The 13197-nt window shown below is 58.8% G+C and carries 13 protein-coding genes and 1 pseudogene; 10 read left to right on the top strand and 4 right to left on the bottom strand.

The window, feature by feature from the left end; translation table 11 throughout:
* Positions 1-219 precede the first annotated feature (219 nt).
* The 7 genes from glyA to fdhA all read left to right on the top strand — a co-directional run bounded on the left by glyA (position 220) and on the right by fdhA (position 9094).
* Positions 220-1473, top strand: a complete 1254-nt coding sequence (gene glyA / locus TK42_RS23535) for a serine hydroxymethyltransferase (RefSeq protein ID WP_032879086.1) — start codon at positions 220-222, stop codon at positions 1471-1473.
* A 22-nt stretch (positions 1474-1495) separates the two neighbouring features.
* Positions 1496-2746, top strand: a complete 1251-nt coding sequence (locus tag TK42_RS23530; protein ID WP_003176546.1) for a sarcosine oxidase subunit beta — start codon at positions 1496-1498, stop codon at positions 2744-2746.
* 15 nt (positions 2747-2761) lie between these two features.
* Positions 2762-3064, top strand: coding sequence for a sarcosine oxidase subunit delta (locus tag TK42_RS23525; RefSeq protein ID WP_027605979.1), 303 nt, complete (start codon positions 2762-2764; stop codon positions 3062-3064).
* A complete protein-coding gene (locus tag TK42_RS23520) occupies positions 3061-6078 on the top strand; it encodes a sarcosine oxidase subunit alpha (RefSeq protein WP_103735262.1) in 3018 nt (1005 codons plus the stop codon). The genes TK42_RS23525 and TK42_RS23520 overlap by 4 nt, the downstream gene beginning before the upstream one ends.
* A gap of 130 nt (positions 6079-6208) precedes the next feature.
* A complete protein-coding gene (locus tag TK42_RS23515; RefSeq protein WP_032879088.1) occupies positions 6209-6841 on the top strand; it encodes a sarcosine oxidase subunit gamma in 633 nt (210 codons plus the stop codon).
* 10 nt (positions 6842-6851) lie between these two features.
* A complete protein-coding gene (gene purU, locus TK42_RS23510) occupies positions 6852-7709 on the top strand; it encodes a formyltetrahydrofolate deformylase (protein ID WP_005792124.1) in 858 nt (285 codons plus the stop codon).
* Positions 7710-7894: 185 nt separating this feature from the next.
* Positions 7895-9094 carry a formaldehyde dehydrogenase, glutathione-independent gene (gene fdhA / locus TK42_RS23505; protein WP_005792122.1) on the top strand — a complete coding sequence of 400 codons (1200 nt, stop codon included), beginning with the start codon at positions 7895-7897 and terminating at the stop codon, positions 9092-9094.
* Between the two features lie 394 nt (positions 9095-9488).
* Here the strand turns inward: fdhA and TK42_RS23500 are convergent, their stop codons facing one another.
* Positions 9489-9758: a hypothetical protein gene (locus TK42_RS23500; protein ID WP_103735261.1), complete on the bottom strand. Its 270-nt coding sequence runs from the start codon at positions 9756-9758 to the stop codon at positions 9489-9491.
* Positions 9759-9962: 204 nt separating this feature from the next.
* Between TK42_RS23500 and TK42_RS23495 the strand changes: the two are divergent.
* Positions 9963-10097 (top strand): annotated as a pseudogene (locus TK42_RS23495) (formaldehyde dehydrogenase, glutathione-independent); the annotation flags it as partial.
* A gap of 89 nt (positions 10098-10186) precedes the next feature.
* On the opposite strand, the gene TK42_RS23490 reads toward TK42_RS23495, so the two are convergent.
* The 3 genes from TK42_RS23490 to TK42_RS23475 all read right to left on the bottom strand — a co-directional run bounded on the left by TK42_RS23490 (position 10187) and on the right by TK42_RS23475 (position 11887).
* Positions 10187-10612, bottom strand: coding sequence for a DUF3757 domain-containing protein (locus TK42_RS23490; RefSeq protein WP_103735260.1), 426 nt, complete (start codon positions 10610-10612; stop codon positions 10187-10189).
* Between the two features lie 152 nt (positions 10613-10764).
* A complete protein-coding gene (locus tag TK42_RS23485; protein ID WP_248089971.1) occupies positions 10765-11025 on the bottom strand; it encodes a hypothetical protein in 261 nt (86 codons plus the stop codon).
* Positions 11026-11428: 403 nt separating this feature from the next.
* Positions 11429-11887 carry an anti-sigma factor domain-containing protein gene (locus TK42_RS23475; RefSeq protein WP_005792120.1) on the bottom strand — a complete coding sequence of 153 codons (459 nt, stop codon included), beginning with the start codon at positions 11885-11887 and terminating at the stop codon, positions 11429-11431.
* Positions 11888-12023: 136 nt separating this feature from the next.
* Between TK42_RS23475 and TK42_RS23470 the strand changes: the two genes are divergently transcribed.
* Together TK42_RS23470 and TK42_RS26910 are read left to right on the top strand one after the other, a co-directional pair.
* Positions 12024-12596, top strand: a complete 573-nt coding sequence (locus TK42_RS23470) for a DUF2780 domain-containing protein (protein ID WP_103735257.1) — start codon at positions 12024-12026, stop codon at positions 12594-12596.
* Positions 12597-12790: 194 nt separating this feature from the next.
* A partial coding sequence (locus tag TK42_RS26910) for a hypothetical protein (protein WP_158254349.1) occupies positions 12791-13197 on the top strand: 407 nt, incomplete at its 3' end.

Below are 13197 nucleotides of genomic sequence, written 5' to 3'. Positions count from 1 at the left end.
CTTGCCTGCGATGCAGACACCTCGGTCTGCCAGTTGCACCGCAGCGATGCCATCGCAGGCAAGCCAGCTCCCACACAAGCTTTGCACATTCTTCAGTCCATGTCGTAAACGCACCTTTGCGTGGCGTGCGCAGGCATTTGACCTGTACGCGCCAGCCCTACCATCGCATCAAAGGGCCCTGCGAGGGCTTCAACAATACGAAAGGCTGGGAGAGACGCGATGTTCAGCAAACAAGACCAGATCCAGGGATATGACGACGCACTGCTGGCGGCCATGAATGCCGAGGAGCAGCGTCAGGAAGACCATATCGAGCTGATCGCGTCGGAGAACTACACCAGCAAACGCGTGATGCAAGCCCAAGGCAGCGGCCTGACCAACAAGTACGCCGAAGGCTACCCGGGCAAGCGCTACTACGGTGGCTGCGAGCATGTGGACAAGGTCGAGGCCCTGGCCATCGAGCGCGCCAAGCAGCTGTTCGGCGCCGATTACGCCAACGTGCAGCCGCACTCCGGTTCGTCCGCCAACAGCGCGGTGTACCTGGCGCTGATCAATGCCGGCGACACCATTCTGGGCATGAGCCTGGCCCACGGCGGTCACCTGACTCACGGTGCCAAAGTGTCGTCCTCGGGCAAGCTGTACAACGCAGTGCAATACGGCATCAACACCGACACCGGCCTGATCGACTACGACGAAGTCGAGCGCCTGGCGGTCGAGCACCAGCCGAAGATGGTGGTGGCCGGTTTCTCTGCCTACTCCAAAACCCTGGATTTCCCACGCTTCCGTCAGATTGCCGACAAAGTGGGCGCGCTGCTGTTCGTCGACATGGCCCACGTCGCCGGCCTGGTGGCCGCCGGCCTATACCCGAACCCGCTGCCCTACGCCGACGTGGTCACTACCACTACCCACAAGACCCTGCGCGGTCCACGGGGCGGCCTGATTCTGGCCAAGGCCAACGAAGCTATTGAAAAGAAACTCAATGCTGCGGTGTTCCCCGGTGCCCAGGGCGGCCCGCTGATGCATGTGATCGCCGGCAAGGCGGTGTGCTTCAAGGAAGCGCTGGAGCCCGGCTTCAAAGCGTATCAGCAACAAGTGATCGACAACGCCCAGGCGATGGCCGAGGTGTTCATCAAGCGTGGCTACGATGTGGTCTCCGGCGGCACCGATAACCACTTGTTCCTGGTCAGCCTGATCCGTCAGGGCCTCACCGGCAAAGACGCGGACGCCGCCCTCGGTCGCGCCCACATCACCGTCAACAAGAACGCCGTGCCGAATGACCCGCAGTCGCCGTTCGTGACCTCGGGCCTGCGCATCGGCACTCCGGCGGTGACCACCCGTGGTTTCAAGGTGCCGCAGTGCATCGAGTTGGCTGGCTGGATCTGCGACATCCTCGACAACCTCGGCGACGCCGATGTCGAGGCCAACGTGGCCAAACACGTGTCTGCCCTGTGCGCTGATTTTCCGGTTTATCGCTGAGCGCGGTTTTGGAGTAATGACTATGCAACGCTACTCAGGCTTCGGCCTCTTCAAGCACTCCCTCAGCCATCACGAAAACTGGCAGAAAATGTGGCGCACGCCCACGCCGAAAAAAGTCTACGACGTGGTCATCGTCGGTGGCGGCGGGCATGGTCTGGCGACCGCCTACTACTTGGCCAAGGAGCACGGCATCACCAACGTGGCTGTGGTCGAGAAAGGCTGGCTGGGCGGCGGTAACACTGCGCGCAATACCACCATCGTGCGTTCCAACTACCTGTGGGACGAGTCCGCGCATTTGTACGAACATGCGATGAAACTCTGGGAAGGTTTGTCTCAGGACCTCAACTACAACGTGATGTTCTCCCAGCGCGGCGTGTACAACCTGTGCCACACCCTGCAAGACATCCGCGACTCCGAACGCCGTGTGAGCGCCAACCGCCTCAACGGCGTGGACGGCGAACTGCTCAATGCCCAGCAAGTAGCTGACGAGATTCCATACCTGGACTGCTCGAAAAACACCCGCTACCCCGTGCTGGGCGCCACCGTGCAACGTCGCGGCGGCGTAGCCCGTCACGATGCCGTAGCCTGGGGCTTTGCCCGTGCTGCCGATGCCTTGGGCGTGGACTTGATCCAGCAAACCGAAGTGATCGGGTTCCGCAAGGAAAACGGCGTGTGCATCGGTGTGGAAACCAACAAGGGCTTTATCGGCGCCAAGCGCGTCGGCGTCGTCACTGCCGGTAACTCCGGGCACATGGCCTCGCTGGCCGGTTTCCGCCTGCCGATCGAATCCCACCCGTTGCAAGCCCTGGTGTCGGAGCCGATCAAGCCGATTATCGACAGCGTGATCATGTCTAACGCCGTGCACGGCTACATCAGCCAGTCCGACAAGGGCGACCTGGTGATCGGTGCCGGTATCGACGGCTACAACGGCTACGGCCAGCGTGGTTCGTACCCGGTCATTGAGCACACCATTCAGGCCATCGTCGAGATGTTCCCGGTGCTGTCGCGGGTGCGCATGAACCGCCAGTGGGGCGGCATCGTCGACACCACGCCGGATGCCTGCCCGATCATCTCCAAGACCCCGGTACCGAACATGTTCTTCAACTGCGGTTGGGGCACCGGTGGCTTCAAGGCCACTCCGGGCTCAGGCAACGTCTTTGCTGCCAGCCTGGCCAAAGGTGAAATGCACCCATTGGCCGCGCCTTTCTCCATCGACCGTTTCCACAACGGTGCGCTGATCGACGAACACGGCGCTGCGGCCGTCGCCCACTAACAGGAGAAATTCCCTATGTTGCATATCTTCTGTCCTCACTGTGGCGAACTGCGCTCCGAAGAGGAATTCCACGCGTCCGGCCAAGCGCATATCCCGCGCCCACTGGATCCGAATGCCTGCACCGATGAAGAGTGGGGCGACTACATGTTCTTCCGCGACAACCCTCGCGGCCTGCACCACGAACTGTGGATCCATGCCGCCGGTTGCCGCCAGTACTTCAATGCCACCCGCGACACCGTCACCTACGAAATTCTTGAAACCTACAAGATTGGCGAAAAACCCCAGTTCACCGCCAAGGCTTCTGGAGAGAAGGTATGAGCCAGATCAATCGCCTGTCCAACGGTGGCCGCATCGACCGCAATAAAGTCCTGACTTTCAGTTTCAACGGCCAGACTTACAAAGGCTTTGAAGGCGATACCCTGGCCGCCGCGTTGCTGGCCAACGGCGTCGACATCATCGGCCGCAGTTTCAAGTACTCGCGCCCTCGCGGCATCTTTGCCGCCGGCGCCGAAGAGCCGAACGCAGTGCTGCAGATCGGCGCCACCGAAGCCACCCAGATTCCCAACGTGCGCGCCACTCAACAGGCGCTGTACCAGGGCCTGGTTGCCACCAGCACCAACGGCTGGCCGAACGTTAACAACGACGTGATGGGCATTCTCGGCAAGGTCGGCGGCAAGCTGATGCCGCCGGGCTTCTACTACAAAACGTTCATGTACCCGCAGTCGTTCTGGATGACCTACGAGAAGTACATCCGCAAGGCCGCAGGCTTAGGCCGCTCGCCGACCGAGAACGACCCGGACACCTACGACAACTTCAACCGTCATTGCGACGTGCTGGTCGTGGGCGCAGGCCCTGCCGGCCTCGCGGCTGCATTGGCCGCTGCGCGCAGCGGTGCGCGGGTGATCATCGCCGACGAGCAGGAAGAGTTCGGTGGCTCGCTGCTCGATTCCCGTGAAAGCCTCGACGGCAAGCCGGCCACCGAATGGGTTGCCAGCGTCATTGCCGAATTGAAAGCCCTGCCGGACGTGGTACTGCTGCCCCGCGCCACCGTCAACGGCTACCACGACCATAACTTCCTGACCATTCACGAGCGCCTCAGCGATCACCTCGGTGACCGTGCGCCGATTGGCGTGGTGCGTCAGCGTATCCACCGTGTGCGTGCCAAGCGCGTGGTGCTGGCCACCGGTGCGTGCGAGCGTCCGCTGGTGTACGGCAACAACGATGTGCCGGGCAATATGCTGGCCGGAGCGGTCTCTACCTATGTGCGCCGCTACGGTGTGGCGCCGGGCAAAAAACTGCTGCTGTCGACCAACAACGACCATGCCTATCGCGTCGCACTGGACTGGTTTGATGCGGGCCTTTCGGTGGTGGCGGTGGCTGATGCCCGTCACAACCCACGTGGCGCGCTGGTGGAAGAAGCCCGCGCCAAAGGCATTCGCATCCTCACCGGCAGCGCCGTGATCGAAGCGCGTGGCAGCAAGCATGTGACCGCTGCCCGCGTGGCCGCGATCGATGTGAAAGCGCATAAAGTCACCAGCCCCGGCGAGTGGCTGGACTGCGACCTGGTCGCCAGTTCAGGCGGTTACAGCCCGGTGGTCCACTTGGCCTCGCACCTGGGCGGCAAGCCGACCTGGCGTGAAGATATCCTCGGGTTTGTACCGGGCGAAGCACCGCAGAAACGCGTGTGCGTCGGCGGTATCAACGGTGTCTACGGCCTTGGCGATTCCCTCGCCGATGGTTTTGAAGGTGGCGTGCGTGCGGCCAGTGAAGCCGGTTTTGCGCCGGTGGAAGGTGTGCTGCCTAAAGCCTTGAGCCGTCTGGAAGAGCCGACGCTGGCGCTGTTCCAGGTGCCCCACGAAAAAGCCACTGCACGGGCGCCGAAGCAATTTGTCGACCTGCAAAATGACGTCACCGCAGCCGCCATCGAACTGGCCACCCGCGAAGGTTTCGAGTCGGTCGAGCACGTCAAACGCTACACCGCGCTGGGCTTCGGTACTGACCAGGGCAAGCTGGGTAACGTCAACGGCCTGGCCATCGCCGCCCGTTCGCTGAACGTGACCATCCCGCAGATGGGCACCACCATGTTCCGTCCCAACTACACGCCAGTGACGTTCGGCGCGGTGGCGGGCCGTCACTGTGGGCACATTTTCGAACCGGTGCGCTACACCGCGCTGCAAGCCTGGCACGTGAAGAACGGCGCCGAGTTTGAGGATGTCGGCCAGTGGAAACGCCCATGGTATTTCCCGCGTAACGGTGAAGATCTGCACGCCGCGGTGAAGCGCGAATGCCTGGCGGTGCGTGACAGCGTCGGCCTGCTGGATGCCTCCACCCTCGGCAAGATCGATATCCAGGGCCCGGATGCGCGTGAGTTCCTCAACCGCATCTACAGCAACGCCTGGACCAAGCTCGATGTGGGCAAGGCGCGCTACGGTCTGATGTGCAAGGAAGACGGCATGGTCTTCGACGACGGCGTCACTGCCTGTCTGGCCGACAACCACTTCCTGATGACCACCACCACGGGCGGCGCCGCCCGCGTTCTCCAGTGGCTGGAAATCTACCAACAGACCGAATGGCCTGACCTCAAGGTGTACTTCACCTCGGTCACGGACCATTGGGCGACCATGACCCTGTCTGGCCCCAACAGCCGCAAGCTGCTGGCGGAAGTCACCGACATCGACCTGGACAAGGACGGCTTCCCGTTCATGACCTGGAAGGAAGGTTTGGTCGGCGGTGTACCGGCGCGGGTGTTCCGTATCTCGTTTACCGGTGAGCTGTCGTACGAAGTCAACGTGCAGGCCGACTACGCCATGGGCGTGCTGGAGAAGATCGTCGAGGCCGGCAAAAAGTACAACCTGACCCCGTACGGCACCGAGACCATGCACGTCCTGCGCGCCGAGAAGGGCTTCATCATCGTCGGGCAAGACACCGACGGCTCGATGACCCCGGACGACCTGAACATGGGCTGGTGTGTAGGCCGTACCAAACCGTTCTCGTGGATCGGCTGGCGCGGCATGAATCGCGAAGACTGTGTGCGTGAAGAGCGTAAGCAACTGGTGGGCTTGAAGCCGATTGATCCAAACGTATGGCTGCCGGAAGGCGCGCAGTTGGTGTTCGATCCAAAGCAGACGATTCCGATGAAGATGGTCGGTCACGTCACTTCAAGCTATGCGCACAACTCCCTGGGTTATTCGTTTGCCATGGGCGTGGTGAAGGGCGGCTTGAAGCGCATCGGTGAGCGGGTGTTCTCACCGCAGGCCGATGGCAGCGTGATCGAGGCGGAGATTGTGTCCTCGGTGTTCTTTGACCCGAAAGGTGATCGCCAGAACATTTGATAGACCGCGTCGCGGCCATCGGGAGCAAGCCCCCTCCCACATTTTGATTTGTGAATATCTTCCAATGTGGGAGGGGGCTTGCTCCCGATGAGGCCATCAGCCTCACAACAGAATTCAGGAAAGGTGCTTTATGACAGCAGCCAATGTTTACCAACAACGCCCCACCACCAGCGCCAAGGCCGAGTCGTCGCTGCACCATGCAGACCTCGCCAGCCTGGTCGGCAAGGGCCGCAAGAACGCCGGCGTGACCGTGCGTGAAAAGAAACTCCTCGGCCACCTGACTATCCGTGGCGATGGCCATGATGCCGCCTTCGCCGCTGGCGTACTCCAGGCCGTCGGCATTGAACTGCCCGGCCCGCTAAGCGTGACCGTCAACGGCGAGACCAGCCTGCAATGGCTCGGCCCGGACGAGTGGCTGCTGATCGTGCCGAGCGGCGATGAATTTGCCGCTGAACAAAACCTGCGTGCCGCCTTGGGGGATTTGCACATCCAGATCGTCAACGTCAGCGGCGGCCAGCAGATTCTCGAACTCAGCGGCCCTAACGTGCGCGATGTGCTGATGAAGTCCACCAGCTACGACGTACACCCCAATAATTTCCCGGTGGGCAAGGCGGTGGGCACGGTGTTCGCCAAGTCGCAATTGGTGATCCGCCATACCGCTGAAGACACCTGGGAACTGCTGATCCGTCGCAGCTTCTCCGATTACTGGTGGTTGTGGCTGCAGGATGCCTCGGCCGAATTCGGTCTGAGCGTTCAAGCCTGAGGAATCGCCCATGAGCCGCGCACCCGATACATGGATTTTGACTGCCGACTGCCCCAGCGTGCTCGGCACGGTGGACGCGGTCACCCGCTACCTGTTCGAGCAGGGCTGCTATGTCACTGAGCACCACTCGTTTGATGATCGTCTCTCGGGCCGGTTTTTCATTCGTGTGGAGTTTCGTCAGCCTGACGGTTTTGACGAGCAGGCGTTCCGCGATGGCCTGGCGACCCGTGGTGAAGCCTTCGGCATGATCTTCGAGCTGACGGCGCCGAACTATCGGCCGAAAGTGGTGATCATGGTCTCCAAGGCCGATCACTGCCTCAACGACCTGCTGTACCGACAGCGCATCGGCCAACTGTCGATGGACGTGGTCGCGGTGGTGTCCAACCACCCCGATCTCAAGCCGTTGGCCGACTGGCACCAGATTCCCTACTACCATTTCCCGCTCGACCCCAACGACAAACCATCCCAGGAGCGGCAGGTGTGGCAAGTGGTGGAAGACACCGGCGCCGAACTGGTGATCCTTGCGCGCTACATGCAGGTGCTGTCGCCGGAGCTGTGCCGCAAGCTGGATGGCAAGGCCATCAACATTCATCACTCGTTGCTGCCGGGGTTCAAGGGCGCCAAGCCGTATCACCAGGCGTACAACAAGGGCGTGAAACTGGTGGGGGCCACGGCGCATTACATCAACAACGATTTGGATGAGGGGCCGATCATCGCCCAGGGTGTGGAGGTGGTTGATCACAGCCACTATCCCGAGGATTTGATCGCCAAGGGGCGCGATATCGAAGGGCTCACATTGGCGCGTGCGGTGGGGTATCACATTGAGCGGCGGGTGTTCTTGAATGCCAATCGCACCGTCGTTCTTTAGATCGCTATCGCAGGCAAGCCAGCTCCCACATTCCAGGATGTGTGAACCCGATCCACTGTGGGAGCTGGCTTGCCTGCGATGAGGCCATTACAAGCAACACAAGAAACAGCATCTGTACCCGAGCACTAACGCGCTGCCACCCAAGCGGCAACGCAGTTCCATAAAAACAACAGCGAGGTGAAAGCATGTCTGGTAATCGTGGTGTCGTGTATCTCGGCAACGGCAAGGTCGAAGTACAGAAAATCGACTATCCCAAAATGCAGGACCCGCGCGGCAGGAAGATTGAGCACGGCGTCATCCTGCGCGTGGTCTCCACCAACATCTGCGGCTCCGACCAACACATGGTGCGTGGCCGCACTACTGCCCAGACCGGCCTGGTGCTGGGGCATGAAATCACCGGCGAAGTGATCGAGAAAGGCAGCGACGTCGAGAACCTGAAAATCGGCGACCTGGTTTCCGTGCCGTTCAACGTCGCGTGCGGCCGCTGCCGCTCGTGCAAGGAGCAACACACCGGCGTATGCCTGACCGTCAACCCGGCGCGTGCCGGTGGTGCCTACGGCTACGTCGACATGGGCGACTGGACCGGCGGCCAGGCCGAGTACGTGCTGGTGCCGTACGCTGACTTCAACCTGCTCAAACTGCCGGACCGCGACAAGGCCATGGAGAAAATCCGTGACCTGACCTGCCTCTCCGACATCTTGCCCACCGGCTACCACGGCGCCGTCACTGCCGGCGTTGGCCCGGGCAGCACCGTTTACATTGCTGGTGCCGGCCCGGTCGGTCTGGCCGCTGCTGCCTCGGCACGGCTGTTGGGTGCAGCCGTTGTAATCATTGGCGACGTCAATTCCATCCGCCTGGCCCACGCCAAGGCCCAGGGTTTTGAAATCGTCGACCTGTCCACCGATACGCCGCTGCACGAACAGATTGCTGCGTTGCTGGGCGAACCGGAAGTGGATTGCGCCGTCGACTGCGTAGGCTTTGAAGCACGCGGCCATGGCCACGACGGTGTCAAGGCCGAAGCCCCGGCCACCGTGCTCAACTCACTGATGGGCGTGGTGCGTGTGGCAGGCAAGATCGGTATCCCTGGCCTTTACGTCACCGAAGATCCGGGTGCTGTCGATGCCGCCGCGAAAATGGGCAGCCTGAGCATTCGCTTCGGTCTGGGTTGGGCCAAATCCCACAGCTTCCACACCGGGCAGACGCCGGTGATGAAGTACAACCGCCAACTGATGCAGGCGATCATGTGGGATCGGATCAATATCGCCGAAATCGTCGGTGTGCAGGTGATCAGCCTGGACGATGCGCCACGCGGGTATGGCGAGTTCGACGCGGGTGTACCGAAGAAGTTTGTGATTGATCCGCATAAGTTGTTCAGTGCGGCGTAATGACACCGTGTCCAGTCTGAAATAGGTTTACACCCATTTCAACCTCAAAACGCCTGATGCACCGCATCGGGTGTTTTGTATTTCAGTGCCATCGTTCATTGAACATCTGACATAGTGTTTTTGGCGTGCAATCGCAGGTAAAGCTCTGAGCAGTATCGGACTCTACGATCCGAGTGATGAACCAGGTGCTGCTTCTTGCCGCGCCTGAAATACTTTTTTAAGGGCGGTGAGCACGACAACTACCCTGACACCAAAGGGCTGCGTAAAGCCAAAGCTGAAAAATGGCGACTCTAGGGGGCAAGAGTCGCCGATTCTGTGCGTTGAGTGTCTCTGTTTCACACTGTCGTAGACTTTTAATGCTGCAAGTTGTGTTGAGCCAGTGTGTTGCATTTAACTATTCTTGTAATTTTTCTAGTTGGTGTTTGAGGATGTTTATCATTTGCGGGTTCGTTTCGGTCTTTAATTCTTCTTCTATCTTTGCTATATCTTCCTTTGTCTCAGCTTCTCCCGAACGAGTGCAGGTGATAACATCGCGGGAGTCGTTGTACTTTTGTTTCATCTTCTCAAACGCTGCCGCCTCGCTAGCTGCAGTTATAGTTTCATATTGTACGTTGCGGTAGCCAGTTGTCGAACCTATGCGGAAATCAAAGTTATATTCTTTCATTGCGGTATTCCTTATGAATGCTTGGTTTAGGGTTTGAGTGGTAATGGTATTAAGAATGCGCGTTATGGGAACCTGTCAAGGTTGACAGGTTGTTATATTTTTTTGGAATGATGTATTGTGTTTTTACTGGAAAAAAATTTTGCTTATCTCATTGAAGATGTTTGCGGCAGTATTTTTCAAAATAAATAGCTTAGGCAGTGCGGGCGCATCTACATTGCCGAAATCGTCTGCGTACATGTGATCAGCCTGGACGATGCGCCACGCGGGTATGGCGAGTTCGATGCAGGTGTACCGAAGAAGTTTGTGATTGATCCGCATAAGTTGTTCAGTGCGGCGTAAGTGGAAAATGAACGGCGACCTTCAGGTCGTCGTTCTTGTTTGACATTCCAGGCATTCGGTGCAATTACACTATTGCTGCACCACGCTGATCAATTGAAGGTGCAGCCTGACGGTTCTTTGGCCTGGCAATCAACAGTCCAATTGCCTTCAACTGGGAGCAGTGCTTTACCTGTCTTTAGCACCATGACGGTGTTGGCTTCGCCATCCCTGCTGTTTTCTCCGGTTCCCTCGTATCGGCAGATGACAGCTGAGTCTTTGCTCTTCTTAGTGACCGGGTCGAAGCTTGCTTTTTGAAGGCGTACCGATGTGAAGACGTAGCTTGATAGATCGTTTTTTTCAGTCCATTTATCTCCGCCCACCCACTCGTTGCCGTCTGGCCCTGCGGCGGTGTAGCTGAAACCACCTCCGACCATCGGCTTTTGCTCAATTTTGGAAACTTCCGGGCAGGTAGTGGCGTACGCGGTGTTCGCAAGGAGAAAAAGTGTCATCAGACAAAGGGTGTTGTAGGTGTTCATTTTTCATACTCCTTTATGTCGTTTCGGAAAGAGTATGAGAAAGAGAAGGAGGAGGATACTGTGAAAGATGACAGTTTTTAGAAGTCGTTCTGATTAACCAATCCGAGGTTATTTCGAAGGATGATAAAAGTCGCCCTATTTGTTTTTGGAATTTACGCCTGCAAGCGCCGGCTGATCACATCCAGCAAATCGCATCCATCGCGTAATGGAATGGCGCACAGCAGGGCGAAGTCCTGGAGGACGATGTTGTCGGTTTGCAGGCCCTCGCGAAACGCCAGGTTTTCCATGACTTGGGTGACCGCGCGGATGCGGTAGACGGCGGCGTCGTGGAGCACGTCAAGCGGGACCTGGGTGTCGATGAGTAGGGAGGGAGTGGTGGCGTCGTGGCCGGTGAGCGGCATGTATCGGTTCATGTTTTAAAACCCATTCAAGTAGAGGTGGGCTACACACTTGTTCGTCGCCAAACGAACTGGGTGGCAGCTGTACGCAGGTTGGCGAACCGGGAATGGAACCGGCAGACCCGAAGGTCTCCCGCGCACAGCCACCATGAAGGCAGCTATTGCGGACGCAAAAGAACCTGCAAAAAAGCAGAAGCTTTTGCACCATTCACCGGGTCGCCAAACCCGTGTCGCCATGTGGACGACGGCCGAACTATAAGCGCCATCCCTTGCCATGAGTAAGCCACCCAGGCACTGAATATCAAAATGTGGGAGGGGGCTTGCTCCCGATAGCGGTGGCTCAGTCGGTACTGCTGTGACTGGCCTGCCGCTATCGGGAGCAAGCCCCCTCCGACAAGGGTTTTATGGTGTTTAGGAATCAGCGAGTGGCCAGTGCGCCCTGGTATACAGTCGGGCCTGTCGGTTGTTTGCTGATGGAGCCACCCTTGGTCTCCGAACTCACCATCAACTCCACCGGCTTGCTGATGGTTTCCTGCTGGCGCGGGTTCAGGCCGATGATGCCCTCGCCGTCTTCCGGCAACAGGCCCAGCGACACCGGTGTGCCATCTTTAGGGATTGCCCACAGCTCCAGGCTTTGGTCTGGCGCCGGCGCCGTGGAGGCAATCGGCTGCACTTCAAGATAATCTTTGTGGGCCATGATTTGCGCGGCCGGCTGCTGGGTAGTGTTCACCAGCGTTGCCGCGGATTTGACGCTGTCCTGGGTGTAGAGCGCGCCGCCGATACCGGCAACCACCACCACACAGGCGCCGATGAACAGGCGTGGGCGGCTCCAGAATGGAGGCTTTTGCTCAATCACTTGGGGTTGGATCGCAGTCATAAGTCTCTTCTCGACAAATTTTGTAGTCTATCCATGGACCCGATTATCCCGATTGGGTTCCGGGCAGGGCTTGGAACAACCGACGGGATACCTAGTCCAACGCTTGCTTTTGCATCCATCTCCTGAGGTTGTATTGATGAAGATTTCACGCGGTTTTGCCCTTTCCTGCCTGCTGTCCATGGCCGCCGGCCCGGTGTTCGCCGCAGGTTTCAGCCTTGGCGATGCAGCCAACGCGATTTCCGGTATGCAGGGTGGCAACAACAAAGCCGCTGCCGCCGCACCCTCGTCCGAGACGGCCGGCCTGCTGAGCGCCCTGACCTCGCAACTGAACATCACCCCCGAGCAAGCGGTGGGCGGCACGGGCGCCATGCTGGGCCTGGCCAAGAACAAACTGAGCGGCAACGACTATTCGCAACTGGGCAACAGCGTGCCGGGCCTCGATCAATTGTCGGGTAACAACGCATTGGGCAGTCTCGGCGCTTTAAGCGGGATGCTCGGCCAGAGCGGCGGCAGCAAGACCAGCGGCCTTGATGGTTTGCTGGGTAACGTGAAGAACACCAACGACCTGAATACCGCGTTCAGTGCCTTGGGCATGGACAGTGGGATGGTAAGCCAGTTTGCCCCGGTGATCCTCAAATACCTGGGCGGGCAAGGCGCCAGCGACTCGGTGCTGGGCAAGCTTGTCCAGGCTTGGGGGGCCAGCAGTTAAGCGGCCTTCTCCAAGAATCGCGTTTCCTATAGTTATTTCTGAATCATCTTTCATGATGCGTTGGATGTGGACGAAATAAATTGTAGTGAACCAGTAGGAACGGCAGGAAAGTTGGGTGCCACGTAGTAGTAACTTTCGCAGCATCACGTGGTGCTGTTCGAAGGTCAATCGACGAACTAACTACATGGTGCCTGATGAGTTCTATTAACCAGCTGCAAACCACACTCCAGAATATATACAACCAGGTTGGCGCCAATGTGCCGGCCAGCAAGGCTGGGCTGATCGACCACAATGTGTTGCATAACCTGGGGTTGAGCGCGAATTTGTTGCAGAACTTGCGCAACGATCTGAGTGCCGTCGCTAATGGATCGAATCCTGAGCGGGCACTCAATAACTTGATGTCTGGGCTGCAACAAATCTCGGGTTCTACCAATGCTCGGGCCAAAGAGTGGCCGGCAGACAAACTGTTGCCTGAAGGCGGCGTGCACCTTGTAAAGGGGGCGGACGGTCAACCAGAAGCAGTCACTGCTGCTAAAGAGTGGCCGGCAGGCAAACCGTTGCCTGAAGGCGGCGTGCACCTTGTGAAGGGTGCGGACGGTCA

This window comes from Pseudomonas sp. GZJR-8 (genome assembly GCF_002916705.1).
In the GTDB taxonomy this organism is placed as follows: Bacteria; Pseudomonadota; Gammaproteobacteria; order Pseudomonadales; family Pseudomonadaceae; genus Aquipseudomonas; species Aquipseudomonas synxantha_A.
The sequence above is the reverse complement of the archived record's forward strand: the minus strand, read 5'-3'. Positions and strand labels throughout refer to the sequence as shown.

What these genes read in the sequence shown, in the direction of transcription:
- glyA (WP_032879086.1), top strand. Translation starts at nt 220, where the DNA reads ATGTTCAGCAAACAAGACCAGATCCAGGGATATGACGACGCACTGCTG.
- TK42_RS23530 (WP_003176546.1), top strand. Translation starts at nt 1,496, where the DNA reads ATGCAACGCTACTCAGGCTTCGGCCTCTTCAAGCACTCCCTCAGCCAT.
- TK42_RS23525 (WP_027605979.1), top strand. Translation starts at nt 2,762, where the DNA reads ATGTTGCATATCTTCTGTCCTCACTGTGGCGAACTGCGCTCCGAAGAG.
- TK42_RS23520 (WP_103735262.1), top strand. Translation starts at nt 3,061, where the DNA reads ATGAGCCAGATCAATCGCCTGTCCAACGGTGGCCGCATCGACCGCAAT.
- TK42_RS23515 (WP_032879088.1), top strand. Translation starts at nt 6,209, where the DNA reads ATGACAGCAGCCAATGTTTACCAACAACGCCCCACCACCAGCGCCAAG.
- purU (WP_005792124.1), top strand. Translation starts at nt 6,852, where the DNA reads ATGAGCCGCGCACCCGATACATGGATTTTGACTGCCGACTGCCCCAGC.
- fdhA (WP_005792122.1), top strand. Translation starts at nt 7,895, where the DNA reads ATGTCTGGTAATCGTGGTGTCGTGTATCTCGGCAACGGCAAGGTCGAA.
- TK42_RS23500 (WP_103735261.1), bottom strand. Translation starts at nt 9,758, where the DNA reads ATGAAAGAATATAACTTTGATTTCCGCATAGGTTCGACAACTGGCTAC.
- TK42_RS23490 (WP_103735260.1), bottom strand. Translation starts at nt 10,612, where the DNA reads ATGAACACCTACAACACCCTTTGTCTGATGACACTTTTTCTCCTTGCG.
- TK42_RS23485 (WP_248089971.1), bottom strand. Translation starts at nt 11,025, where the DNA reads ATGAACCGATACATGCCGCTCACCGGCCACGACGCCACCACTCCCTCC.
- TK42_RS23475 (WP_005792120.1), bottom strand. Translation starts at nt 11,887, where the DNA reads ATGACTGCGATCCAACCCCAAGTGATTGAGCAAAAGCCTCCATTCTGG.
- TK42_RS23470 (WP_103735257.1), top strand. Translation starts at nt 12,024, where the DNA reads ATGAAGATTTCACGCGGTTTTGCCCTTTCCTGCCTGCTGTCCATGGCC.